General features: G+C 31.3%; 23 protein-coding genes. 11 read left to right on the forward strand and 12 right to left on the reverse strand.

Annotated features, from left to right (window positions below; all coding sequences use genetic code 11):
* Positions 1-39: 39 nt before the first annotated feature.
* The 7 genes from LY08_RS12250 to LY08_RS12280 form a co-directional block, all read right to left on the reverse strand.
* Complete coding sequence (locus LY08_RS12250) at positions 40-447, reverse strand: nuclear transport factor 2 family protein (RefSeq protein WP_111660740.1); 408 nt, start codon at positions 445-447, stop codon at positions 40-42.
* Positions 448-1,383 carry a UDP-3-O-(3-hydroxymyristoyl)glucosamine N-acyltransferase gene (locus LY08_RS12255; RefSeq protein ID WP_111660741.1) on the reverse strand — a complete coding sequence of 312 codons (936 nt, stop codon included), beginning with the start codon at positions 1,381-1,383 and terminating at the stop codon, positions 448-450.
* Positions 1,384-1,392: 9 nt separating this feature from the next.
* The gene (gene efp / locus LY08_RS12260) at positions 1,393-1,959 is read right to left on the reverse strand and encodes an elongation factor P (RefSeq protein WP_111660742.1); all 567 of its coding nucleotides are present in this window, start codon (positions 1,957-1,959) and stop codon (positions 1,393-1,395) included.
* Between the two features lie 21 nt (positions 1,960-1,980).
* Positions 1,981-2,766, reverse strand: a complete 786-nt coding sequence (lpxA, locus tag LY08_RS12265) for an acyl-ACP--UDP-N-acetylglucosamine O-acyltransferase (protein ID WP_111660743.1) — start codon at positions 2,764-2,766, stop codon at positions 1,981-1,983.
* A gap of 97 nt (positions 2,767-2,863) precedes the next feature.
* Positions 2,864-4,270, reverse strand: coding sequence for a bifunctional UDP-3-O-[3-hydroxymyristoyl] N-acetylglucosamine deacetylase/3-hydroxyacyl-ACP dehydratase (locus LY08_RS12270; RefSeq protein WP_111660744.1), 1,407 nt, complete (start codon positions 4,268-4,270; stop codon positions 2,864-2,866).
* Positions 4,257-5,285 (reverse strand): UDP-3-O-(3-hydroxymyristoyl)glucosamine N-acyltransferase, encoded by a 1,029-nt coding sequence (gene lpxD / locus LY08_RS12275; RefSeq protein ID WP_111660745.1) that lies wholly within the window; start codon positions 5,283-5,285, stop codon positions 4,257-4,259. The genes LY08_RS12270 and lpxD overlap by 14 nt, the downstream gene beginning before the upstream one ends.
* A gap of 25 nt (positions 5,286-5,310) precedes the next feature.
* Positions 5,311-6,540, reverse strand: coding sequence for an HD domain-containing protein (locus LY08_RS12280; protein WP_111660746.1), 1,230 nt, complete (start codon positions 6,538-6,540; stop codon positions 5,311-5,313).
* A 36-nt stretch (positions 6,541-6,576) separates the two neighbouring features.
* Between LY08_RS12280 and porX the strand changes: the two genes are divergently transcribed.
* The 6 genes from porX to LY08_RS12305 all read left to right on the forward strand — a co-directional run bounded on the left by porX (position 6,577) and on the right by LY08_RS12305 (position 11,035).
* Positions 6,577-8,130: a T9SS response regulator signal transducer PorX gene (porX, locus tag LY08_RS12285; protein WP_111660747.1), complete on the forward strand. Its 1,554-nt coding sequence runs from the start codon at positions 6,577-6,579 to the stop codon at positions 8,128-8,130.
* A gap of 26 nt (positions 8,131-8,156) precedes the next feature.
* On the forward strand, positions 8,157-8,570 hold the full coding sequence (gene tsaE / locus LY08_RS12290) for a tRNA (adenosine(37)-N6)-threonylcarbamoyltransferase complex ATPase subunit type 1 TsaE (RefSeq protein WP_111660748.1): 414 nt from the start codon (positions 8,157-8,159) through the stop codon (positions 8,568-8,570).
* Positions 8,571-8,739: 169 nt separating this feature from the next.
* On the forward strand, positions 8,740-8,883 hold the full coding sequence (locus tag LY08_RS13585; protein ID WP_170120613.1) for a hypothetical protein: 144 nt from the start codon (positions 8,740-8,742) through the stop codon (positions 8,881-8,883).
* Positions 8,825-9,370, forward strand: a complete 546-nt coding sequence (locus LY08_RS12295; RefSeq protein ID WP_111660749.1) for a hypothetical protein — start codon at positions 8,825-8,827, stop codon at positions 9,368-9,370. Before LY08_RS13585 ends, LY08_RS12295 begins: the two co-directional genes overlap by 59 nt.
* 58 nt (positions 9,371-9,428) lie before the next feature.
* Entirely contained in the window at positions 9,429-10,628 is a 1,200-nt protein-coding gene (locus tag LY08_RS12300) for an alanine dehydrogenase (protein ID WP_111660750.1), read from the forward strand.
* A gap of 23 nt (positions 10,629-10,651) precedes the next feature.
* Positions 10,652-11,035: a DUF4258 domain-containing protein gene (locus LY08_RS12305; RefSeq protein WP_111660751.1), complete on the forward strand. Its 384-nt coding sequence runs from the start codon at positions 10,652-10,654 to the stop codon at positions 11,033-11,035.
* On the opposite strand, the gene LY08_RS12310 is transcribed toward LY08_RS12305, so the two are convergent.
* Positions 11,032-12,204: a proline dehydrogenase family protein gene (locus tag LY08_RS12310; RefSeq protein ID WP_111660752.1), complete on the reverse strand. Its 1,173-nt coding sequence runs from the start codon at positions 12,202-12,204 to the stop codon at positions 11,032-11,034. The two genes, LY08_RS12305 and LY08_RS12310, sit on opposite strands and share 4 nt — an antisense overlap.
* A 91-nt stretch (positions 12,205-12,295) precedes the next feature.
* On the opposite strand from LY08_RS12310, the gene aroB reads away from it, so the two are divergent.
* Together aroB and LY08_RS12320 are read left to right on the forward strand one after the other, a co-directional pair.
* Complete coding sequence (gene aroB / locus LY08_RS12315) at positions 12,296-13,360, forward strand: 3-dehydroquinate synthase (RefSeq protein ID WP_111660753.1); 1,065 nt, start codon at positions 12,296-12,298, stop codon at positions 13,358-13,360.
* Positions 13,361-13,447: 87 nt separating this feature from the next.
* Positions 13,448-13,762 carry a hypothetical protein gene (locus LY08_RS12320; protein WP_111660754.1) on the forward strand — a complete coding sequence of 105 codons (315 nt, stop codon included), beginning with the start codon at positions 13,448-13,450 and terminating at the stop codon, positions 13,760-13,762.
* Here LY08_RS12320 and LY08_RS12325 read toward each other — a convergent pair whose 3' ends face one another.
* From LY08_RS12325 to LY08_RS12335, 3 genes are all read right to left on the reverse strand, one after another.
* Positions 13,763-14,278, reverse strand: a complete 516-nt coding sequence (locus LY08_RS12325) for a DinB family protein (protein WP_111660755.1) — start codon at positions 14,276-14,278, stop codon at positions 13,763-13,765.
* Between the two features lie 78 nt (positions 14,279-14,356).
* Positions 14,357-14,836, reverse strand: coding sequence for an Lrp/AsnC family transcriptional regulator (locus LY08_RS12330; protein ID WP_111660756.1), 480 nt, complete (start codon positions 14,834-14,836; stop codon positions 14,357-14,359).
* Positions 14,837-14,898: 62 nt separating this feature from the next.
* A complete protein-coding gene (locus LY08_RS12335; RefSeq protein WP_111660757.1) occupies positions 14,899-16,047 on the reverse strand; it encodes a M14 family zinc carboxypeptidase in 1,149 nt (382 codons plus the stop codon).
* A gap of 313 nt (positions 16,048-16,360) precedes the next feature.
* Here LY08_RS12335 and LY08_RS12340 point away from each other — a divergent pair, with 313 nt between their 5' ends.
* From LY08_RS12340 to LY08_RS12350, 3 genes are all read left to right on the forward strand, one after another.
* Positions 16,361-16,792, forward strand: coding sequence for a helix-turn-helix domain-containing protein (locus LY08_RS12340; protein ID WP_111660758.1), 432 nt, complete (start codon positions 16,361-16,363; stop codon positions 16,790-16,792).
* Between the two features lie 100 nt (positions 16,793-16,892).
* On the forward strand, positions 16,893-17,267 hold the full coding sequence (locus LY08_RS12345) for a DNA topoisomerase IV (protein ID WP_111660759.1): 375 nt from the start codon (positions 16,893-16,895) through the stop codon (positions 17,265-17,267).
* Between the two features lie 6 nt (positions 17,268-17,273).
* Positions 17,274-18,059, forward strand: coding sequence for a TerC family protein (locus LY08_RS12350; protein WP_111660760.1), 786 nt, complete (start codon positions 17,274-17,276; stop codon positions 18,057-18,059).
* A 43-nt stretch (positions 18,060-18,102) separates the two neighbouring features.
* Here LY08_RS12350 and LY08_RS12355 read toward each other — a convergent pair whose 3' ends face one another.
* Complete coding sequence (locus LY08_RS12355; RefSeq protein ID WP_111660761.1) at positions 18,103-19,140, reverse strand: hypothetical protein; 1,038 nt, start codon at positions 19,138-19,140, stop codon at positions 18,103-18,105.
* Between the last annotated feature and the right edge of the window lie 30 nt (positions 19,141-19,170).

Here is a 19,170-nt window from a genome sequence, read left to right on the forward strand (position 1 = left end):
GCAAAAGTAAGTTTTTGATAGCTATTTTTTAAAACTATTTTAGATTTTTATTTCAGAAAATGAATTTGATTCTAAAGTTTTGTCATCTGCTAGCTGACTTATTTCGTGACAACGAAACAATTTGCCATCTTTAACTTCCCAAATAGAAGTAAAATGAGCTAAAGCAATTTCATTATCTGGATCTTCAATAGTATTGCCAAACAACGTATGTCTAGTGGTTACAAATGGGTTGTCTTCTAAAATATGGCTGAACTTAAAACGAAGGGCTTTGTACGATTGACGTGTCCCTTCAAAAAAGCCTTCTAATCCATCATAATCCAGTATTGTAAATCCTTGACTACTATTCCAATGCAATTGACAATCTTTATGAAAAAACGTTGACACTACTGATGCATCATTAGCTAAATCTGAGTCGTAAAACGCCTTAACTATCTCTTTTGCTGACATCTATTTATTTTTTAATTGGTCTAATATTTCAGGAATTTTCTTTATGTATGCTAACTCTTTTAGTTTTACACGAGATTCTTCAATTGGAGTTCCGAAGTACGATTTTCCACCTTCAATAGATTTAGTAACACCAGTTTGACCTAACACATTGGCTTTTTTACCAATGGTTATTCCACTAGTAGTTCCAACTTGTCCCCAAAGGGTAACTTCATCTTCAATAATACAACAACCAGCAATACCTGTTTGTGAGGCTATCAAGCATTTTTTACCAATAACCGTATCATGTCCAACTTGGATTTGATTATCTAATTTAGAGCCTTCACCAATAATAGTATCTCCTGTAACTCCTTTATCTATGGTGCATAAAGCACCAATATCTACATTGTCTTTAATAACTACTCTACCTCCAGATTTTAATTGATCAAACCCTTCTGGTCTGTTTTTGTAATAAAAAGCACTTGCACCTAAAACACATCCAGCGTGAATAGTTACATTGTTACCTATAACAGCATCATCATAAATACTTACATTAGAATGTATGACACAATTATCTCCTATGGTTACATTATTACCAATAAAGCAATTGGGTTGAATAATGGTGTTTTTTCCAATTTTTGCTGAAGCAGAAATAGAAACATTAGAGCTTTTAAAAGGTTTAAAGTGATTGGTTAATTTATTGAAATCTCTAAACGGATCATCACTTATTAAAAGTGCTTTACCTTCTGGACAATCCACTTCTTTATTAATTAATACTATAGTTGCAGCACTTTGTAGTGCTTTATCATAGTATTTTGGATGATCTACAAAAACAATATCTCCAGGTTCAACCACATGGATTTCATTCATACCTAATACCATAAACTCTGAGTCGCCAATAAATTGACAATCAATTAGGTTTGCGATATGCTCTAAGGTATGTGGATTAGGGAATTTCATAATATAAACCTACTCCTTAACGCGTTCTTTGTAAGTTCCCTTGTCGGTTTCTACTTTAATTTTATCACCTTCGTTGATAAATAAAGGCACGTTTACTGTTGCTCCAGTTTCAACTGTAGCAGGTTTTGTAGCGTTTGTTGCTGTATTACCTTTAACTCCAGGTTCTGTTGCAGTGACTTCTAATATAACACTTGCTGGCATTTCTACAGAAAGTGGCATATTGTCTTCTGTATTAATAATAACCGTCACAACTTCTCCTTCTTTCATTAATTCTGGAGTATCTAAAGCTGCTTCTAATAATCTAATTTGCGTGTAATCAGCTTCATTCATAAAATGATAGAATTCGCCATCATTATATAAATATTGAAATTTATGAGTTTCTACTCTAACATCATCTAATTTATGACCTGCAGAAAACGTATTATCAATTACTTTACCGTTAGTAACACTTTTTAATTTTGTTCTAACAAATGCAGGACCTTTACCTGGTTTTACATGTAAAAATTCTATGATTTTATAAATATCATTATTATATCTTATACATAATCCATTTCTAATATCTGAAGTTGTAACCATTGTTGTTTATTATTTTATATTTTAATTTGATTTGAAATATCCTTTCATAATTCCACGATGCGAATTTTTGATAAATTGAAGAATTTCATCGCGTTCTGTTGTTGCTTCCATTTCTGCTTCAATAATAGCAGCAGCTTGAGAATTATTGTAATTTTTTTGGTACAGAATTCTAAAAATATCTTGAATTTCTCTAATTTTTTCTGTGGTGAATCCTCTACGTCTTAGTCCTACAGAATTAATACCAACATATGATAATGGTTCACGACCAGCTTTTACAAATGGTGGAACATCCTTACGCACTAACGATCCTCCTGTAACAAACGCATGATTCCCAACAGAGCAAAATTGATGTACTGCAGTCATACCTGCTAAAATCACATAATCACCTATGGTGATATGTCCTGCTAAAGTGCTGTTATTTGAAAAAATACAATTGTTTCCAACAATACAATCGTGAGCAATATGGCAATATGCCATAATCAAACAGTTATTACCAACTACCGTTTTCATTCTGTCTGTTGTCCCTCTGTTGATGGTTACACATTCTCTGATGGTTACATTATCACCAATAATAGTTAATGTATCCTCATCATCATATTTTAAATCTTGTGGTACCGCAGAAATTACTGATCCTGGAAAAATATTACAATTTTTACCAATTCTTGCGCCTTCCATTATTGTGACATTACTTCCAATCCATGTTCCTTCGCCAATTGTAACATTGTTATAAATAGTTGTAAATGGTTCAATAACAACATTCTTGGCAATTTTAGCTCCTGGATGTACGTATGCTAGAGGTTGGTTCATTTTTATAATTTTATTTTATTAAATGTCTAAAATATGTATGTATTTTAAACTTAAAAATTACTTAGAGTAACGAAGGATTACTCGTTTCATTTTATAATTATTTTACTTTAGTAATTTGTGCCATAAGCTCAGCTTCTGCACAAAGCTTTCCGTTAGTATAGGCATATCCTTGCATATGACAAATACCTCTTCTAATAGGTGATATTAATGAACATTTAAATATTAACGTATCACCAGGCACTACTTTTTGTTTAAACTTAACATTATCCATTTTCATGAAAAAAGTTAAGTAATTTTCAGGATCAGGTACTGTACTTAAAACCAAGATTCCTCCAGTTTGCGCCATTGCTTCTACAATTAAAACACCTGGCATTACTGGTGCTCCTGGGAAGTGTCCTTTAAAAAACTCCTCATTCATGGTTACGTTTTTAAGACCTATAACATGATTGTCTGATAGTTCAAAAACCTTATCCAATAATAAAAATGGTTGTCTGTGAGGCAACATGTCCATGATTTGATTAACATCCATTACTGGAGGTTGATTTAAATCAATTTTTGGAACATTATTACGTCTTTCGTTTTTAATTAACTTAGACATTTTTTTCGCAAACTGTGTGTTTACAAAATGTCCAGGTTTGTTAGCAATTACTTTTCCTCTAATTCTTGTTCCAATTAAAGCTAAATCGCCAATAACATCTAAAAGCTTATGTCTAGCTGCTTCGTTGGGATAATGCAGTGTTAAATTATCTAATATTCCATTGGGCTTAACTGCTATAGAGTCTTTTTTAAAAGCGACTTTTAGCTTTTCCATGGTTGATGGAGACAACTCTTTATCTACATAAACAATTGCATTATTTAAATCGCCACCTTTAATTAATCCGTTTTCTAACAACGATTCTAATTCATGCAAAAAACTAAACGTCCTCGAGTCCGAGATATTAGTTTTAAAATCTGACATGTGATTTAACGTCGCATTTTGAGTGCCTAATACTTTAGTGCCAAAATCCACCATGGTTGTGACTTGGTATTCTTTAGCTGGCATAACTAATATTTCGCTTCCAGATTCTTCATCTGTATAAGATATCACATCTGTTACTTCATATTCTTCACGACAAGCCTCTTGTGTCTCTATTCCAGCTTTTTCTAAAGCTTCAACAAAAAACTTAGCTGAACCGTCCATAATTGGTGGTTCGGTATCGTTTAATTCAATTATAGCATTATCTATATCTAGTCCAACCAATGCAGCTAATACATGCTCGCAAGTTTGAATGGTGACTCCGTTTTTTTCTAAACAAGTACCACGTTGTGTATTAGTTACATAATTGGCATCTGCTTCAATTACAGGGCTTCCTTCTAAATCTATTCTTTTAAACGCAAATCCAGCATTTTCTGGAGCAGGTTTAAAAGTTAAGGTAACGTCTTTTCCTGTATGTAAGCCAACACCTTTAAGGGATACTTCCTTTTGGATTGTTTTTTGCTTTATATCGGTACTAATTATTCCCATTGCCTTTTTTTTCTAATTCATTTATAGTTTTAACTAATTTAGGAAGGTTTTTAAAGTAAACATAAGATTTATTCCAGTCTCCATAACTAAAAGCAGGTGAACCTTGTAATATTTCGTTATCTTTTATATTTCTTCCTATACCAGATTGTGCTTGTATCTTTACATTATTTCCAATAGTCAAATGACCTGCAAAACCTACTTGGCCTCCTATTTGGCAGTTTTCGCCAATTTTAGTAGATCCAGCTATACCTGTTTGAGCAGCAATTACTGTGTTTTTTCCAATTTCTACGTTGTGTGCAATTTGAATTTGGTTATCTAACTTTACGCCTTGTCTAATAATCGTCGAACCTAACGTTGCACGATCTATAGTTGTAGCTGCACCAACATCCACATAATCTTCTAAAATAACATTTCCAATTTGTGGTACTTTAGTATATTCTCCATTCTCGTTTGGCGCAAACCCAAAGCCATCTGCTCCAATTATTGCTCCAGAATTGATAACACAATGTTTACCAATAATACAGTCCGAATAAACTTTAGCTCCAGAAAATAACACAGAATTATCTCCTATAACAACATTATCTCCTATATAACTGTTAGCAAAAATCTTGACGTTATCACCTATTGTAACATTATCTCCAATAACAGTAAACGCACCAATATAAATATCTTTACCAATTTTAGCCGATTTAGAAATTGAGCTTGGTTGCTCAATACCAAATTTATTTAGCTTTACTTGATTATAATATTCTAATAGTTTTGAAAACGATTTATAAGCGTCTTCAACTTTAATTAACGTACAATTTATATCCTGTTCTGGTACAAAATCTTTATCAACAATTGCAATAGTCGCTTTTGTTGTATATATATAAGGTGTGTATTTTGGATTTGCCAAAAAGGTTAATGCCCCTTTAACACCTTCTTCAATTTTGGATAGTTTAGAGACCTCTGCTTGAGGGTTGCCTACTACGACACCATCTAAAATACCAGCTATTTGTTCTGCTGTAAATTTCATTGTCCACAAAAATAGAAAAAATGTGCTAAAGTTGGTCTTTTGGATAGCATATATAATATTTAGTCACAGGTTTTGATAAGGCTTTAAGATTTAACTGGTCTGATGCTTTAACAATATCTTCAACTTTACCATTTTTATGCAAAATTTTTATGTTTTGCTTTTTTTGAGAATAAGCTTGATTGCTAATCTGTCCTGTAAACACAAAATAGTTTGCTTCTGCTTCAGTGATATTATATTTTACTTGCAAAGCATTAATATGGCTTTGTAAGCTTTCGGTTTTAATAGGTTTCTTTTTAATTTTAATTTTTAAAAGGTTTCTGTTAATAATCATTTCGCATAAATTACTAAGCACGAAATCTTCATGATACTGCCAATTTTTCATAGCAGAAACTATATCATAATCGTCTAACTTTGCAAAAGTTTCTAAACAGTTATTATTAAATTCTTTTAATGTAATTTCATTATTCAAAAAGAAGGACAAGGGTTGACTAGCATTTAATGACACTCCGTTTTTGGTTAGCTCTTTAGCACGTTTTAATACACGAATTAGTAATTGTTCTGCTACCAAACTAGTTTTGTGCAAATACACTTGCCAATACATTAAACGTCTAGCCACTAAAAACTTTTCGACACTATAAATGCCTTTATCCTCTATTACTAGCTCGTCGTTTTTCACATTAAGCATAGTAATTAATCGCTCGCTATTAATGTTACCCTCTGCAACACCTGTATAAAAACTATCACGTTTTAAATAGTCTGCACGATCCATATCTATTTGACTAGATATTAACTGTAACATAAATTTTCTGTGATACTCTCCTTTAAAAATTTGGATAGCAAGTGTTAAATCGTCGTTAAATTCTGCATTTAATTCTTGCATAAAAAGTAGCGAAATTTCTTCATGAGAGACACCATTTACAATGCTATGTTCCATTGCGTGACTAAATGGACCATGTCCAATATCGTGCAATAAAATAGCTATGTATAAGGCTTTTTCTTCATCTACAGAAATTTCAACACCCTTAAAACGAAGGACTTGTATGGCTTTTTGCATTAAATGCATACAGCCAATTGCATGATGAAAACGTGTGTGATGAGCGCCTGGATATACTAAATAAGACAACCCCATTTGAGAAATGCGTCTTAAGCGCTGAAAATATTTATGCTCTATTAATTCAAAAATAGATGAATTTGGTATTGTAATAAATCCGTAAATTGGATCGTTTAAGATTTTAAGTTTGTTACTTGGTTTCAAGCTTAAGCTATTAATAATTAATACACACAAATATACATGAACAATATAAATATTCTTTGGGTTGACGACGAAATAGATTTACTAAAACCTCACATCCTGTTTTTGGAGAAAAAAAATTACCATGTTACTACTTGTAATAGTGGTACTGAAGCTTTAGAAATATTAGATGAAAAGAAATTTGATATTGTTTTTTTAGACGAAAACATGCCTGGTCTTACTGGTTTAGAAACTTTAAATGAAATTAAAGAAAAACAAGACACCCTTCCTGTAGTGATGATTACTAAAAGCGAAGAGGAATATATCATGGAAGAAGCAATTGGTAATAAAATTGCAGACTACTTAATTAAACCTGTTAATCCTAACCAAATTCTTCTGAGTTTAAAAAAGAATTTAGACCATTCTAGATTAGTATCAGAGAAAACCACATCTAATTACCAACAGGAATTTAGGAAAATTGCAATGGATTTGTCCATGGTAAATAGTTATGAAGAATGGGTTGACTTATATAAAAAACTAATCTATTGGGAAATGCAACTTGAGGATATTGAAGACCCAAGTATGTTCGAGATTTTAGAATCTCAGAAAAACGAAGCCAATATCCAATTTGGAAAGTTTATAGATAAAGTTTATCCAACATGGTTTGAGCCTAATACAGATGCGCCAACTTTATCACATACATTATTTAGAGAAAAGATTGCTCCAGAATTAAGTAAAGAACAACCAACATTGTTAATTGTGGTAGATAATTTACGCTACGACCAATGGAAAGCGTTTGAGCCATCAGTAAACAATCACTACAAAAAACAAAAAGAAGAAGCTTTTTTTAGCATTTTACCTACAGCAACACAATATGCCAGAAATGCAATTTTCTCTGGTTTAATGCCTAGTGATATGGAGAAGCTACATCCAGAGTATTGGAAAAACGATACTGATGATGGTGGTAAAAACTTGCATGAAGCCGATTTTTTAAACGCACAAATGAAACGATTAGGATTAACTAATCTTAAACATGAATATTATAAAATTACTAACCTATCTCAGGGTAAAAAATTAGCAGAAAACTTTAGAGGGCTTAAAGACAACGATTTAACAGTAGTGGTTTATAATTTTGTAGACATGTTGTCGCACTCTAAAACAGAAATGGATGTCGTTAAGGAGTTAGCCTCAAATGACAAAGCTTATAGAAGCTTAACACAGAGTTGGTTTAAAAACTCGCCATTACTTGAAATGATTCAGCAAGCCCAACAAATGGGTTTTAAACTAATCATTACTACAGATCACGGAACTATTAATGTTAAAAACCCTTCAAAAGTAATTGGCGATAGAGATACCAGTTTAAATTTACGCTATAAAACTGGTCGCAGTTTAAGCTATGAAGCTAAAGATGTGTTAGCAGCTAAAGACCCAAAGACTATTCACTTACCATCTATTAATATGAATAGCTCGTTTATTTTTGCTAAAAGTGATTTGTTTTTTGCTTATCCTAATAACTACAACCATTATGTAAGCTACTACAGAAACACTTACCAACATGGTGGAGTATCTTTAGAAGAAATGATTATTCCGTTTGCTGTTTTAAGTCCTAAATAATTTATTTTTGCAAAAAACTTTAAACAGTGACCATTAATTATAATCTAGACGACGTCGAGTCTGTAGCAAAAAAAATCTTAGAGCAGGCAACTTCTAAAACTATTTTATTTGAAGGCGATATGGGTGTTGGTAAAACTACATTAATAAAAACCCTTGTAAAACTATTGGGTAGTAATGATATTGTAAGTAGCCCAACGTTTTCTTTGGTTAACGAGTATGTAACTGATGAAGAGTCTATCTATCATTTTGACCTTTATCGTGTTGAGGATGAAGATGAATTATATGATTTTGGAATAGAAACTTATATTTATAGTGATCAATATGTGTTTGTGGAGTGGCCAAGTCTATTAAAACCTTTACTTCAAGATGATTACACTATTGTTAACATCACTTTGTCCGAAAATACTGCAAGAGCCCTAACATTAAAGAATTTTGGATAAAATTTCTCTTTTTTCTTTCAATAAAATGTGTATTTTTGACTAAATGCGGTTTAAACCACATCGCAAAATTTAAAAAATGCGTTTTTTAACATAATTTTAACATTTAGACACTTTTTGATTACGGATTTTCTATACTTTAGACGTATTAATTAATTAAATCCCTAACATTATGAGTACTAAAAAGTATGTAATTGCATTAGCAATTTTTGGTGGTGTATTATTCACTGCACAAGCAACAAATCTGATTGATTTAAATGGACAACAAACAACAGAAATCGACGGTAGAAAAATTAAAATCCCAGCAAACGGGTAATAAGAAAATTATTATAACAGGTTCGATTTTAGCCACAATTATCGCTTTAACACCTTATCTGTTTTACATTTATGAAAGTGTTCCAGATCAACCGATTTGGGACACTTTTTTTTACACTTTTGAAAGTAAAAATATAGAAAGTGCTCAGATAGTGGTATGGACAGCGACTGGCAAATTGGTACCATTATTGTTGTTGTGTATTTGGTTTTTAACATGCAGACATTGGTGGCATCACGCACTTTTAGTACCAATAATTATGTATGCTTACCAATTACTTGGATTTGCTTTATCTGACACTTATTTATTTGATGAATTTGAATTAATACATATGGTTCCATTTATGGCAATTATAATCCCTTCAATATATCTAATAAGAGCACGTATATTTAATAGGCTTAATACAGTTGATCAATCCATACAAGATTTAGAAGACGAGTTAACCTTCAAACCAAAAACTTTATGGGGTAAAATTAAGCAGTATTTTTAATAGTACAATTTTGCATTTTATTTTGTAATTTGTTTCTGTTTAAAAAACCAACTTAATTATGTCCAAACCCCTCTCCCCTTTTTCTAAAGCACAATTATTACCACAAGAAGAAACTTTAGAAATTTATAAACACAAAAGCGAGCTTTTTATTGGTATCCCAAAAGAGACAGCGTTTCAAGAAAAACGTGTGTGCTTGACACCAGATGCAGTATCGGCAATTGTTAATAATGGTCATAAAGTATTAATAGAGTCTGAAGCTGGTAAAGGTGCCAACTTTAGCGATAGAGATTATAGCGAAGCTGGTGCAGAAGTCACCAAAGACACCGCAAAAGTCTACGCGTGTCCTATGATTTTAAAGGTCGAACCTCCTACTCTAGACGAATTACAATTAATAAATCCGCAGACCACACTTATTTCTGCGCTTCAAATAAAAACACAAACCAAAAAATACTTTGAAACATTAGCGTCTAAACGTATTACTGCGTTAGCGTTTGAGTTTATTCGTGATGAAGATGGTGCGTATCCAGCTGTACGTGCATTAAGTGAAATTGCAGGAACTGCTTCTGTGTTAATTGCTGCAGAACTACTCAGTAATTCTAGTAACGGTAATGGGTTAATGTTTGGTAATATTAGCGGTGTACCACCAGTTGAAGTTGTAATATTAGGCGCAGGAACTGTCGGCGAATTTGCTGCTAGAAGCGCAGTGGGATTAGGCGCTAATGTTAAAGTGTTTGATAATTCTATTACAAAATTACGCTGTTTACAAGCCAATTTAGGACGAACATTGTACACGTCCACCATTCAGCCAAAATATTTAAGCAAAGCTTTAAAACGTTGCGATGTGGTTATTGGTGCAGTAAGGGGAAAAGACAGAGCACCTATTATCGTGTCCGAGACTATGGTTGAAAGCATGAAAAAAGGTTCAGTAATAATTGATGTTAGTATAGATATGGGAGGGTGTTTTGAAACTAGTGACGTCACCACACACAATAATCCTACGTACAACAAACATGGTGTTATCCATTATTGCGTGCCTAATATTCCTGCGCGATACTCTAGGACTGCTTCCGCTTCTATTAGTAATATTTTCACGCCTTATTTACTTAAAATTGCAGATGATGGTGGTTTAGAACAATCCATTAGGTTTGATAAAGGCTTAAAAAATGGATTATATTTTTATCATGGTATTTTAACTAGTCGAGCAGTTGGTGAATGGTTTGATCTAAAACATAGTGATATTAATCTATTAATATTCTAAATTTGCAGCTCAATAATTAGTACATGAAATTATTACACAGATTTGGATATTACTTAGGTGGATTTGCTATTGGACTTGTCATTTTAGCCTTATTTTTAAACGGAAGAGGCGTCTCTTGCGAATATAACTATGGTCCTGAAGGACGCGTATTAAAAAGTATTAGAACTAAAACACTTAAATTTTCTACAGAAAGCGAAGCATTAATTGCATCAAAAACGATTGATACTGCTGCAATTAGCTATATATTAAAAGAAGGCGACGTTAATTTTTCTAAAAGCGAACCTAGAAAAGAACCTTGTGGCGTTTACTACATTTCTGGCACAACAAAAGATCAACAAAACGTATCTTTTTACATCGAAAACTGTGATAGTATTGCTACCTTACAATCTATTCAGTTTTTAAATTAAGTCTTTCTACGCTTCATTTCTTTATTTAACAAGGTTAATTCTCTACCTGTTTGTCCTGCTACACTTGTATTTTCTTCAGCACGACGAATTAAATATGGAATTACTTCTTTAACAGGTCCAAACGGAATTAATTTTGCTGTATTATAACCATGTTGGGAGAGGTTAAAACTAATATGGTCGCTCATACCATATAATTGACCAAACCAAACTGTATTATCATTACTCTCTATCTTTTTATTATCCATAATGTCCATAGCTAAATAAGAGCTAGCTTCGTTATGTGTCCCAACAAACACAGAAAAATCTTGTTTGTTATTTAAAATATATTTTAAAGCCTCATTAAAAGTGATATCTGTTTCTTCTTTTGTTGCACAAATTGGTGATGGATACCCTTTCTCTTCTGCACGTTCTCTTTCTTTTTCCATGTAAGCACCTCTTACTATTTTCATTCCGCACATAAATCCTTTGTCTTTAGCGCGTTGATGGATGGCTTTTAAATAATCTATTCTATCCCATCTGTAACACTGTAACGTGTTATATACTGTCATACGGTTTGTATTGTAGCGCTCCATCATAAGCTCTACCAAATCATCTGCAGCATCTTGCATCCAACTTTCTTCCGCATCAATAAGTACACGTAATTCTGCATCATACGTTGCTTTACATATACTATCAAAACGATCAACAATACGTTGCCACTCTTGTTCTTCTGCTTGAGTTAAAGGTTTCTTTTCAGACACCTTTTGCCACAAAGCAAAACGCCCTAAAGCAGTAGGTTTCATAGCTACTATAGGGATTTCTTTATTGGCTTTTGCAAAAGCTACTAATTCTACTTTCTTTTTGGCTGCAGCATCAAAATCAGCTTCACTTTCTTTGCCTTCAACAGAATAATCCATAATAGAAGACACACCTACTTCATTTAGTTTATGAATAACAGGAAGACATTCTTGCTCTGTTTCTCCACCGCAAAATTGATTGAATATGGTTTTTTTAATTAAGCCTTTTACTGGTAATCCTAAATTTAAAGATGTTCTAGTTAACCAAGATCCAATTTTTACTAACCATGGATTGGACATCATTTTAAAGAGGAAACGTGTTTTTTGAAGTTCTTTTTTAGATTTTAAAGCGAAAGCTATTTCGGTATTATCAAAAATTTTTTCTGGACTCATTAGATCTCAAAATTATAATGACAAATATAAACCTTCAAACCCATATTTATTTAAAAACTCCTTATTTTTACATTTCATTATTATAAAAAATATGACTTCAATTTCTACTCAAGATTATATCATTCATTTTAACCAAAATAGCTATACAGCTTTAAACAATTACATTAAAGAAAATTCGTTTTCTAATATATTTGTTTTAGTGGATTCTAACACTTCAACTCACTGTTTACCTGTATTATTAAGCAATTTGGTTACAGAATTAACCATAGAAGTCATCGAGATAGAAGCTGGCGAACAACACAAAACCATAGACACTTGTTTAGGTGTTTGGGAAACTTTATCTGAGTTACGAGCAGACCGCAAAACATTACTGATTAATTTGGGTGGTGGAGTTGTAACGGATTTAGGAGGATTTGTAGCTTGTACTTACCAAAGAGGAATTCAGTTTATAAACATTCCGACCACATTATTATCCATGGTAGACGCTTCTATTGGTGGAAAGAATGGTGTAGACTTAGGTCCTATAAAAAATCAAATTGGGATTATTAAAACTCCTAATATGGTGCTGGTTGATACCAATTATTTATCAACACTATCCGCAAGAGAAATGCGCTCTGGGCTAGCAGAAATGCTAAAACATGGACTAATTTACAATGAGTCTTACTATAATAAATTAACCGAATTGTCCGATTTAACCCTTGATGATTTGGACCAATTAATTTATGATTCTATAGAAATTAAAAAAGCTATAGTAGAGCAAGACCCAACAGAACAAAACCTAAGAAAATCGCTAAACTTTGGTCATACACTTGGACACGCCATAGAATCGTTTTATTTAAACCATAAAACCAAAGCGTTATTACATGGTGAAGCAATAGCTATTGGAATGATTCTAGAAAGTTTTTTATCTGCAGAGTTGCTAAACTTATCCATGGACAAAGCACAACAGATTAAAAATAATACTATAAAGGTATTTGGTAAAATAGATATTCCTGAAACAGACTACGCAGCTATTATCGACTTAATGAAATTTGATAAGAAAAATGAAAAAGGAACCATTAATTTTGCACTTATTGAAACTATTGGTAAATCCAAAATTAATTGCGTAGCTTCCAATGAATTGATAATCAATTCTTTTAAATTTTATAACGAATAATACTTTTGCTTAAAAAAAAATTGTAATTTTAGGTAATTGCTATGTTACAAGACTATTCTAATTAAATATTAATTTAAATAAATTGATATGAGAAGAGTAATTGTAGATTATAAAAAATTAACTCCTGAGGTACTAAATTTGCTTACCCAAAAGTATCCTGATGGTTATGGAGACAATGATATAATTGTTTTTGATAACCATAAAAATGAAACTATTGAAGCGGTAGAAGTTAAAACTGATGACACTATTTATTTAGTAAAAGTTAGCAGTAAATTACACTACACCATGACAAATTTTGATTCTAACGTAGAAGTAGAAACCAATAGTGAAGGTCATGTTGTGGTTGATTTTAACGAAAAGCAATTGGATGAGCAGTTAATTTTATCTGACGAAGAAGAGTAGTTATAAATAGCGCTGATTAATAATGTCTATATGATGCTTTTCATGACCAATTATTAAAAACCCTAAAGCCCTAACAGACACCTCTCCTGCTCCAGCCACACCTTTACGCATTAAACTTTGATTAGCAAAACTATTAAACAAAGTAATAGTTGCCTGTCTAACCGTTGTATATTCTTCCAGCAAGCTTTTAATTGTTCTAGTTTTTGCATAACTGTAGTCCACATAATTGTTTTCGTCAAAACCTGGTAAGATAGTGTTGTCATGCCTTGCAAAGCATAATGCTCTGTAGCAAAATATACGCTCTGTATCTATTAAATGACTTATAATTTCTTTAATATTCCACTTATTTTCAGCATATCTAAAATCTAATTTTTCTTCAGGAATTGAGGTGTAAAATTGATAAGCCTTTTTAAATTCAGATTCCAAACCTGATAACAACTCTACACCTTTTGCTTTATCTATATAATTTTTAAAATAAGGTAAGTATTCGTCTTGTTGCAAATCTGTAGTTGTCATTTAAACTATTTTTAATTAAAGAAACAAAAAAACGCTTCAATATTGAAGCGTTTCTGTAAAACTTATGCTTTGTTGTATTTATAAATCGTTAAAAATACTATGCATTAAACGCTTTTTATCATTAATACTTTCTTCTAAAGATATCATAGTTTCTGTTCTGTAAACACCTTCAATATCATCTAACATAAAAATAATATCTTTTGCATGCTCTGTATTACGTGCTCTAATTTTACAGAACACATTAAATTTTCCAGTAGTCACGTGTGCTACAGTAACAAAAGGAATCTCGTTAATGCGCTCTAAAACAAAAGAAGTTCTAGACGTGTTTTGTAAAAAAACACCAACATAAGCGATAAAAGAATATCCTAATTTTTTGTAATCTAAAGTTAAAGAAGATCCTTTAATTATACCTGCATCTTCCATTTTTTTAACTCTAACATGAACAGTACCTGCTGATATCAATAATTTTTTTGCTATATCTGTAAACGGAACACGTGTGTTCTCAATTAACATATCCAAAATCTGGTGATCAATTTCGTCTAATTTAAACTTTGCCATTTTCTTGTGTTTATTATATAATAGACAAAATTAAAACATTTTTAATGAATAATATGCATTAATTAACGAATTTTATAAAGATTTAGTGATGATTTCACATTATTAATAGTTACGAAATCGTTTGAGTCACCCAAATTAATTAGCTCTCCTTTTGGATTTAAAATCTTACTACCATTGGCATTTAGCTCATTATGACCATAAAAATTAGATAAATCATCAATTGTAACCACTTCTGGAATAAATTTTAAGGAATTATCTACCAATTTTTCTTGATAATTGATACCTACATCAAAAGTCCCGTTTTCAAATTGCCCATTTCTTATAATAATATCGTAAAACTGTTTCCCGTTTTCTGGTATATTAAAGTAATCTTTATAAACCTGTCCAGTAATATCATTATTAGATATATAATTAATGGCATGTAGCAAAGCATTATATGTAAATACTCTTACCTCCTCTCTAACATAGTCGTTTTTATAGTGTCCAGCCTCAAAAAGTACAGTTGGAGCTTGTAAAGATTGAAAAGTGTCACCAACACAATTAATATTAAATCCATCATCATAACGACCAATTTGATTAGGCAATCTATCTTTAAGCATGTTGTTAATGTGCACTATAATTTCCATAGCTTTTTTTCTTGTCTCTGTAATGCTTCTTTGCTCATCTTCCGCAGGAGATAAAAACGATAAAGTTGCAGTACGACTACTTTGACCAACACTATACATAGTACGTTGACCATGTAAATTAAAGCAATAGTTAGGTTTAAAAGCGTCAAAACACGATCGAAGCACCTTGCTTTCTGGTTGGGATAAATCCTGCGCATCTCTATTTAAATCAACCCTATTGGCATTTAGCCTAGTATAAGCTTTAGCACCATCTGGATTTAGCATTGGAATTATTTTAATAGTACAATCTTTTAAGATACTATCTAATTGATGGTCTTTAAAAACATTTAAAAGATCAAAAACAGCTTTAGTGGTGGTAGACTCGTTACCATGCATTTGAGACCACATTAATATTTTTTTAGAGCCAGATCCAAAAGTTATAGAATGTATGTCTTGATTTAAAACAGAGCGTCCTATGACATCAATGTTAAATTGAGAGGGTAAGTTTTTTATAAGAGGATTAATATCTTCTAGTCTAATATAACGCCCAAATAAAGCATCTTCTTTATAAGAGTTATATAAGTCATTAATTAGTTTATGATTCATAGCTGTCTAATTGGTTTACAAATGTAACCAATTGATTATTTACATTTGTAAACAATAAATTTTACATTTGTAATTTACTTCTGTAAACAATTTGATGTTTTATACCTACTTAAATTCAAGTCAAGCACGATAATTATAATCAGAATTAATTATTATTATTTAATTTACTCTATTTCAATGATTTAATATATTTTATTTAAAGTATAAGTATAATGTTTTAGATGTCTTTTGAAGAGGTTTTCTCTATATGTATCATATAATTTTACAAATGTAACACTACAATTATTAATTATTTGTTTACATTTGTACCACCATGATAAACAACGCAGAATTTTCTAAAAGACTTCAAAAAATTATTGATTATTACGGTGAAAGTGCCTCCTCTTTTGCTGAAAAAATTGGTGTGCAACGATCTAGTATTTCTCATATACTATCTGGAAGAAATAAACCAAGTTTAGAATTTGTTTTAAAAGTCCTTGCCTCTTTTCCGGAAGTTGAATTGTATTGGTTGATGAATGGTAAAGGTCAATTTCCAAAATCTGATGCCACTATAAAAACAGAACAACAAAATTCTAAAAACATAAATCAAGATTTATTTACCGAATCTGAAAACAAAAACAACTCTAATCCTATAGTTTCAGAATCTGAAAAAAATAGTATCAAAAAGACTTCTGAAGGAAAAACAATTGAACGTATCGTTATTTTTTATACAGACGGTAGTTTTTCAAATTTTGAGAATTCGTGATAAGCTACAGATAATTTTCAAATACGCGATTTATAGAAAGGTTGTCTTTTTCAAAATTTTAAACTAACAATTCATTAATTTTGTATTAAATACAATTTTAATGAAGCATCGTTTTATTTTTCTTTTTTTCTTAATAGTATTGACTAGCTGCTACCAAGTAGAGCGTAATTGTAGCGACTTTAAAACTGGATTATTTTACAGTGAAGTCATTATTAATGATAAAATATTTACTTCTACCTTTTCTAGAACAGATAGCATACAGGTTGAGTTTTATAATGGAAAAGTTGATAGTACACAAATAAGATGGATCAATGACTGTGAGGTTGTTTATAAAACTATCAATCCTAAAAATATGGCAGAACGTAAAGATGTACATCTTAAAATATTAAAAACAACAGATTCCTCTTACACTTTTGAATATTCTTATGTTGGAGAAAATTTTAAGCAAAAAGGAATTGCTTACCGAAAAAAATAATACACTATGTTAGAATTTTTCACCTCAAGTGATGCCATTTTTGCATTGCTTACCTTAACGTTTCTAGAAATAATTTTAGGAATAGATAATATAGTTTTTATATCCATAGCTGCTAATAAGCTTCCAGAAAACCAACGCGGTAAAGTCACAAATATTGGATTAATTCTAGCAATGGTCCAACGTATTATACTACTGTTTTTTGTATCGTTTTTAGTTGGACTTTCTAAACCATTTTATACTTTGGATTTAGATTGGATGCACTTAGAGCTTAGTTGGCAAGCCTTGATATTATTTTTTGGAGGTTTATTTTTAATTTACAAATCTACTTCAGAAATTAGAGAAAAAGTTGAAACCCCTAAACATGATGAAGATGAAGTAAAGGGAAAGGTTATACAGTCTTTACAACAAGCAATTGTACAAATTTTAATAATAGATTTTATATTTTCTATAGATTCTATTTTAACTGCGGTAGGAATGACAAATGGATTGTCTGATAACCATAATTATAATTTAGTGTTAATGATTATTGCGGTTATGATTTCTATAATTATCATGATTGTTTTTGCTAATAAAATAAGACGATTTATAGATAGTAATCCAAGTATTCAGATCTTAGGATTATCATTTTTAATTTTAATTGGCTTTATGCTAATTACAGAAGCTGGACATTTATCCCACACTACATTTTTTGGTAAAACTGTAGGCGCTATCCCTAAAGGATACTTATATTTTGCAATAGCGTTTTCTTTGTTTGTAGAGTTTTTGAACCAGAAAATTAGTAAGAAGAAATAAAAAAAGCCCATCAAAATTGATGGGCTTTTTAAGTTTTTAAAACTTATTTAGATAAATAAACAGATGAAGCTGCAGCTAAAGTAGTATTAATAATTGGCGATATATTTCCACCAGACGCAAAATTATTAAATGCTAATATTCTTCCTCCACCATTACCTGCTTCTGCAATATAAACGGTTTGTGAAGTAGCATCATAAGCGACATCCACAGGATTTCCTAATAAAGTTGAACTACCTGCAACTCTAATTTGTTGACTAGCAGCTAAAGTACCACCATTAGAAACTCCGTTAAATTTAGCTGTAAAATTTTCGATAAAATGAAAACCTCCATCATCTTGACTATTTGATGCAGCACCAATATCTGTTAAAACCATAACATCTGAAGCTGAGTCATAAGTTATTCCGTGTGTTCTAACTAATCCTTCAATTGCAATTCTTTTTGTTGCACTTAATGTAGTATTAGTTGTATTAGACAAAAAGTTTGTGAAAACAGCAATCTCGTTAGTAGCATCTACAACTGCATATAAATCATTCCCTTTAAAGGTAATTCCCCAAACTTTAAAATCTGTAATAATAGTATTTCTTAAAGTAATAGAGTTTCCGTTTTTGCTGTAAATATACAGTCTACCATCTGGTGTTGCTGAAATCCCATCTACATCTGCATTATCTGCAACCACAATTAAGTTTCCGTTTACAGCAACCTCTCTTGGGCTTTGCATGTCGTTTGGACCATCAATATCTATAGATAAAACACTTCCTGAGACAAGATCTTTTGTATTATTAAAACCTTCTAAACCTAAGTCTGTTCTAGAGGCTTGTAATAAAAAATCGTTAGTACTGTCATAATACACACCATCTGCAGCTAAACTAGTAGTAATTAAAGTTTTAGAGGTTACAGAGGATGAGTTGGTTACATCATAAATTGTGATGTTTCCGTCTGAATTGTTAGATGCATAAACTTTTACTGATGAGTTGTTTTGATTATTCATATCGACACTATCATCATCATTACTACAAGATGTAAATGATACTGCTGTTAGTAAAGATAAAACTGCAATTTTTGTGAATTTTAATGATTTCATAGTTTTTAATTATTTTAAATATTTATTAAT

Origin of the sequence: Olleya aquimaris (assembly GCF_003259525.1) — a bacterium.
In the GTDB taxonomy this organism is placed as follows: Bacteria; Bacteroidota; Bacteroidia; order Flavobacteriales; family Flavobacteriaceae; genus Olleya; species Olleya aquimaris.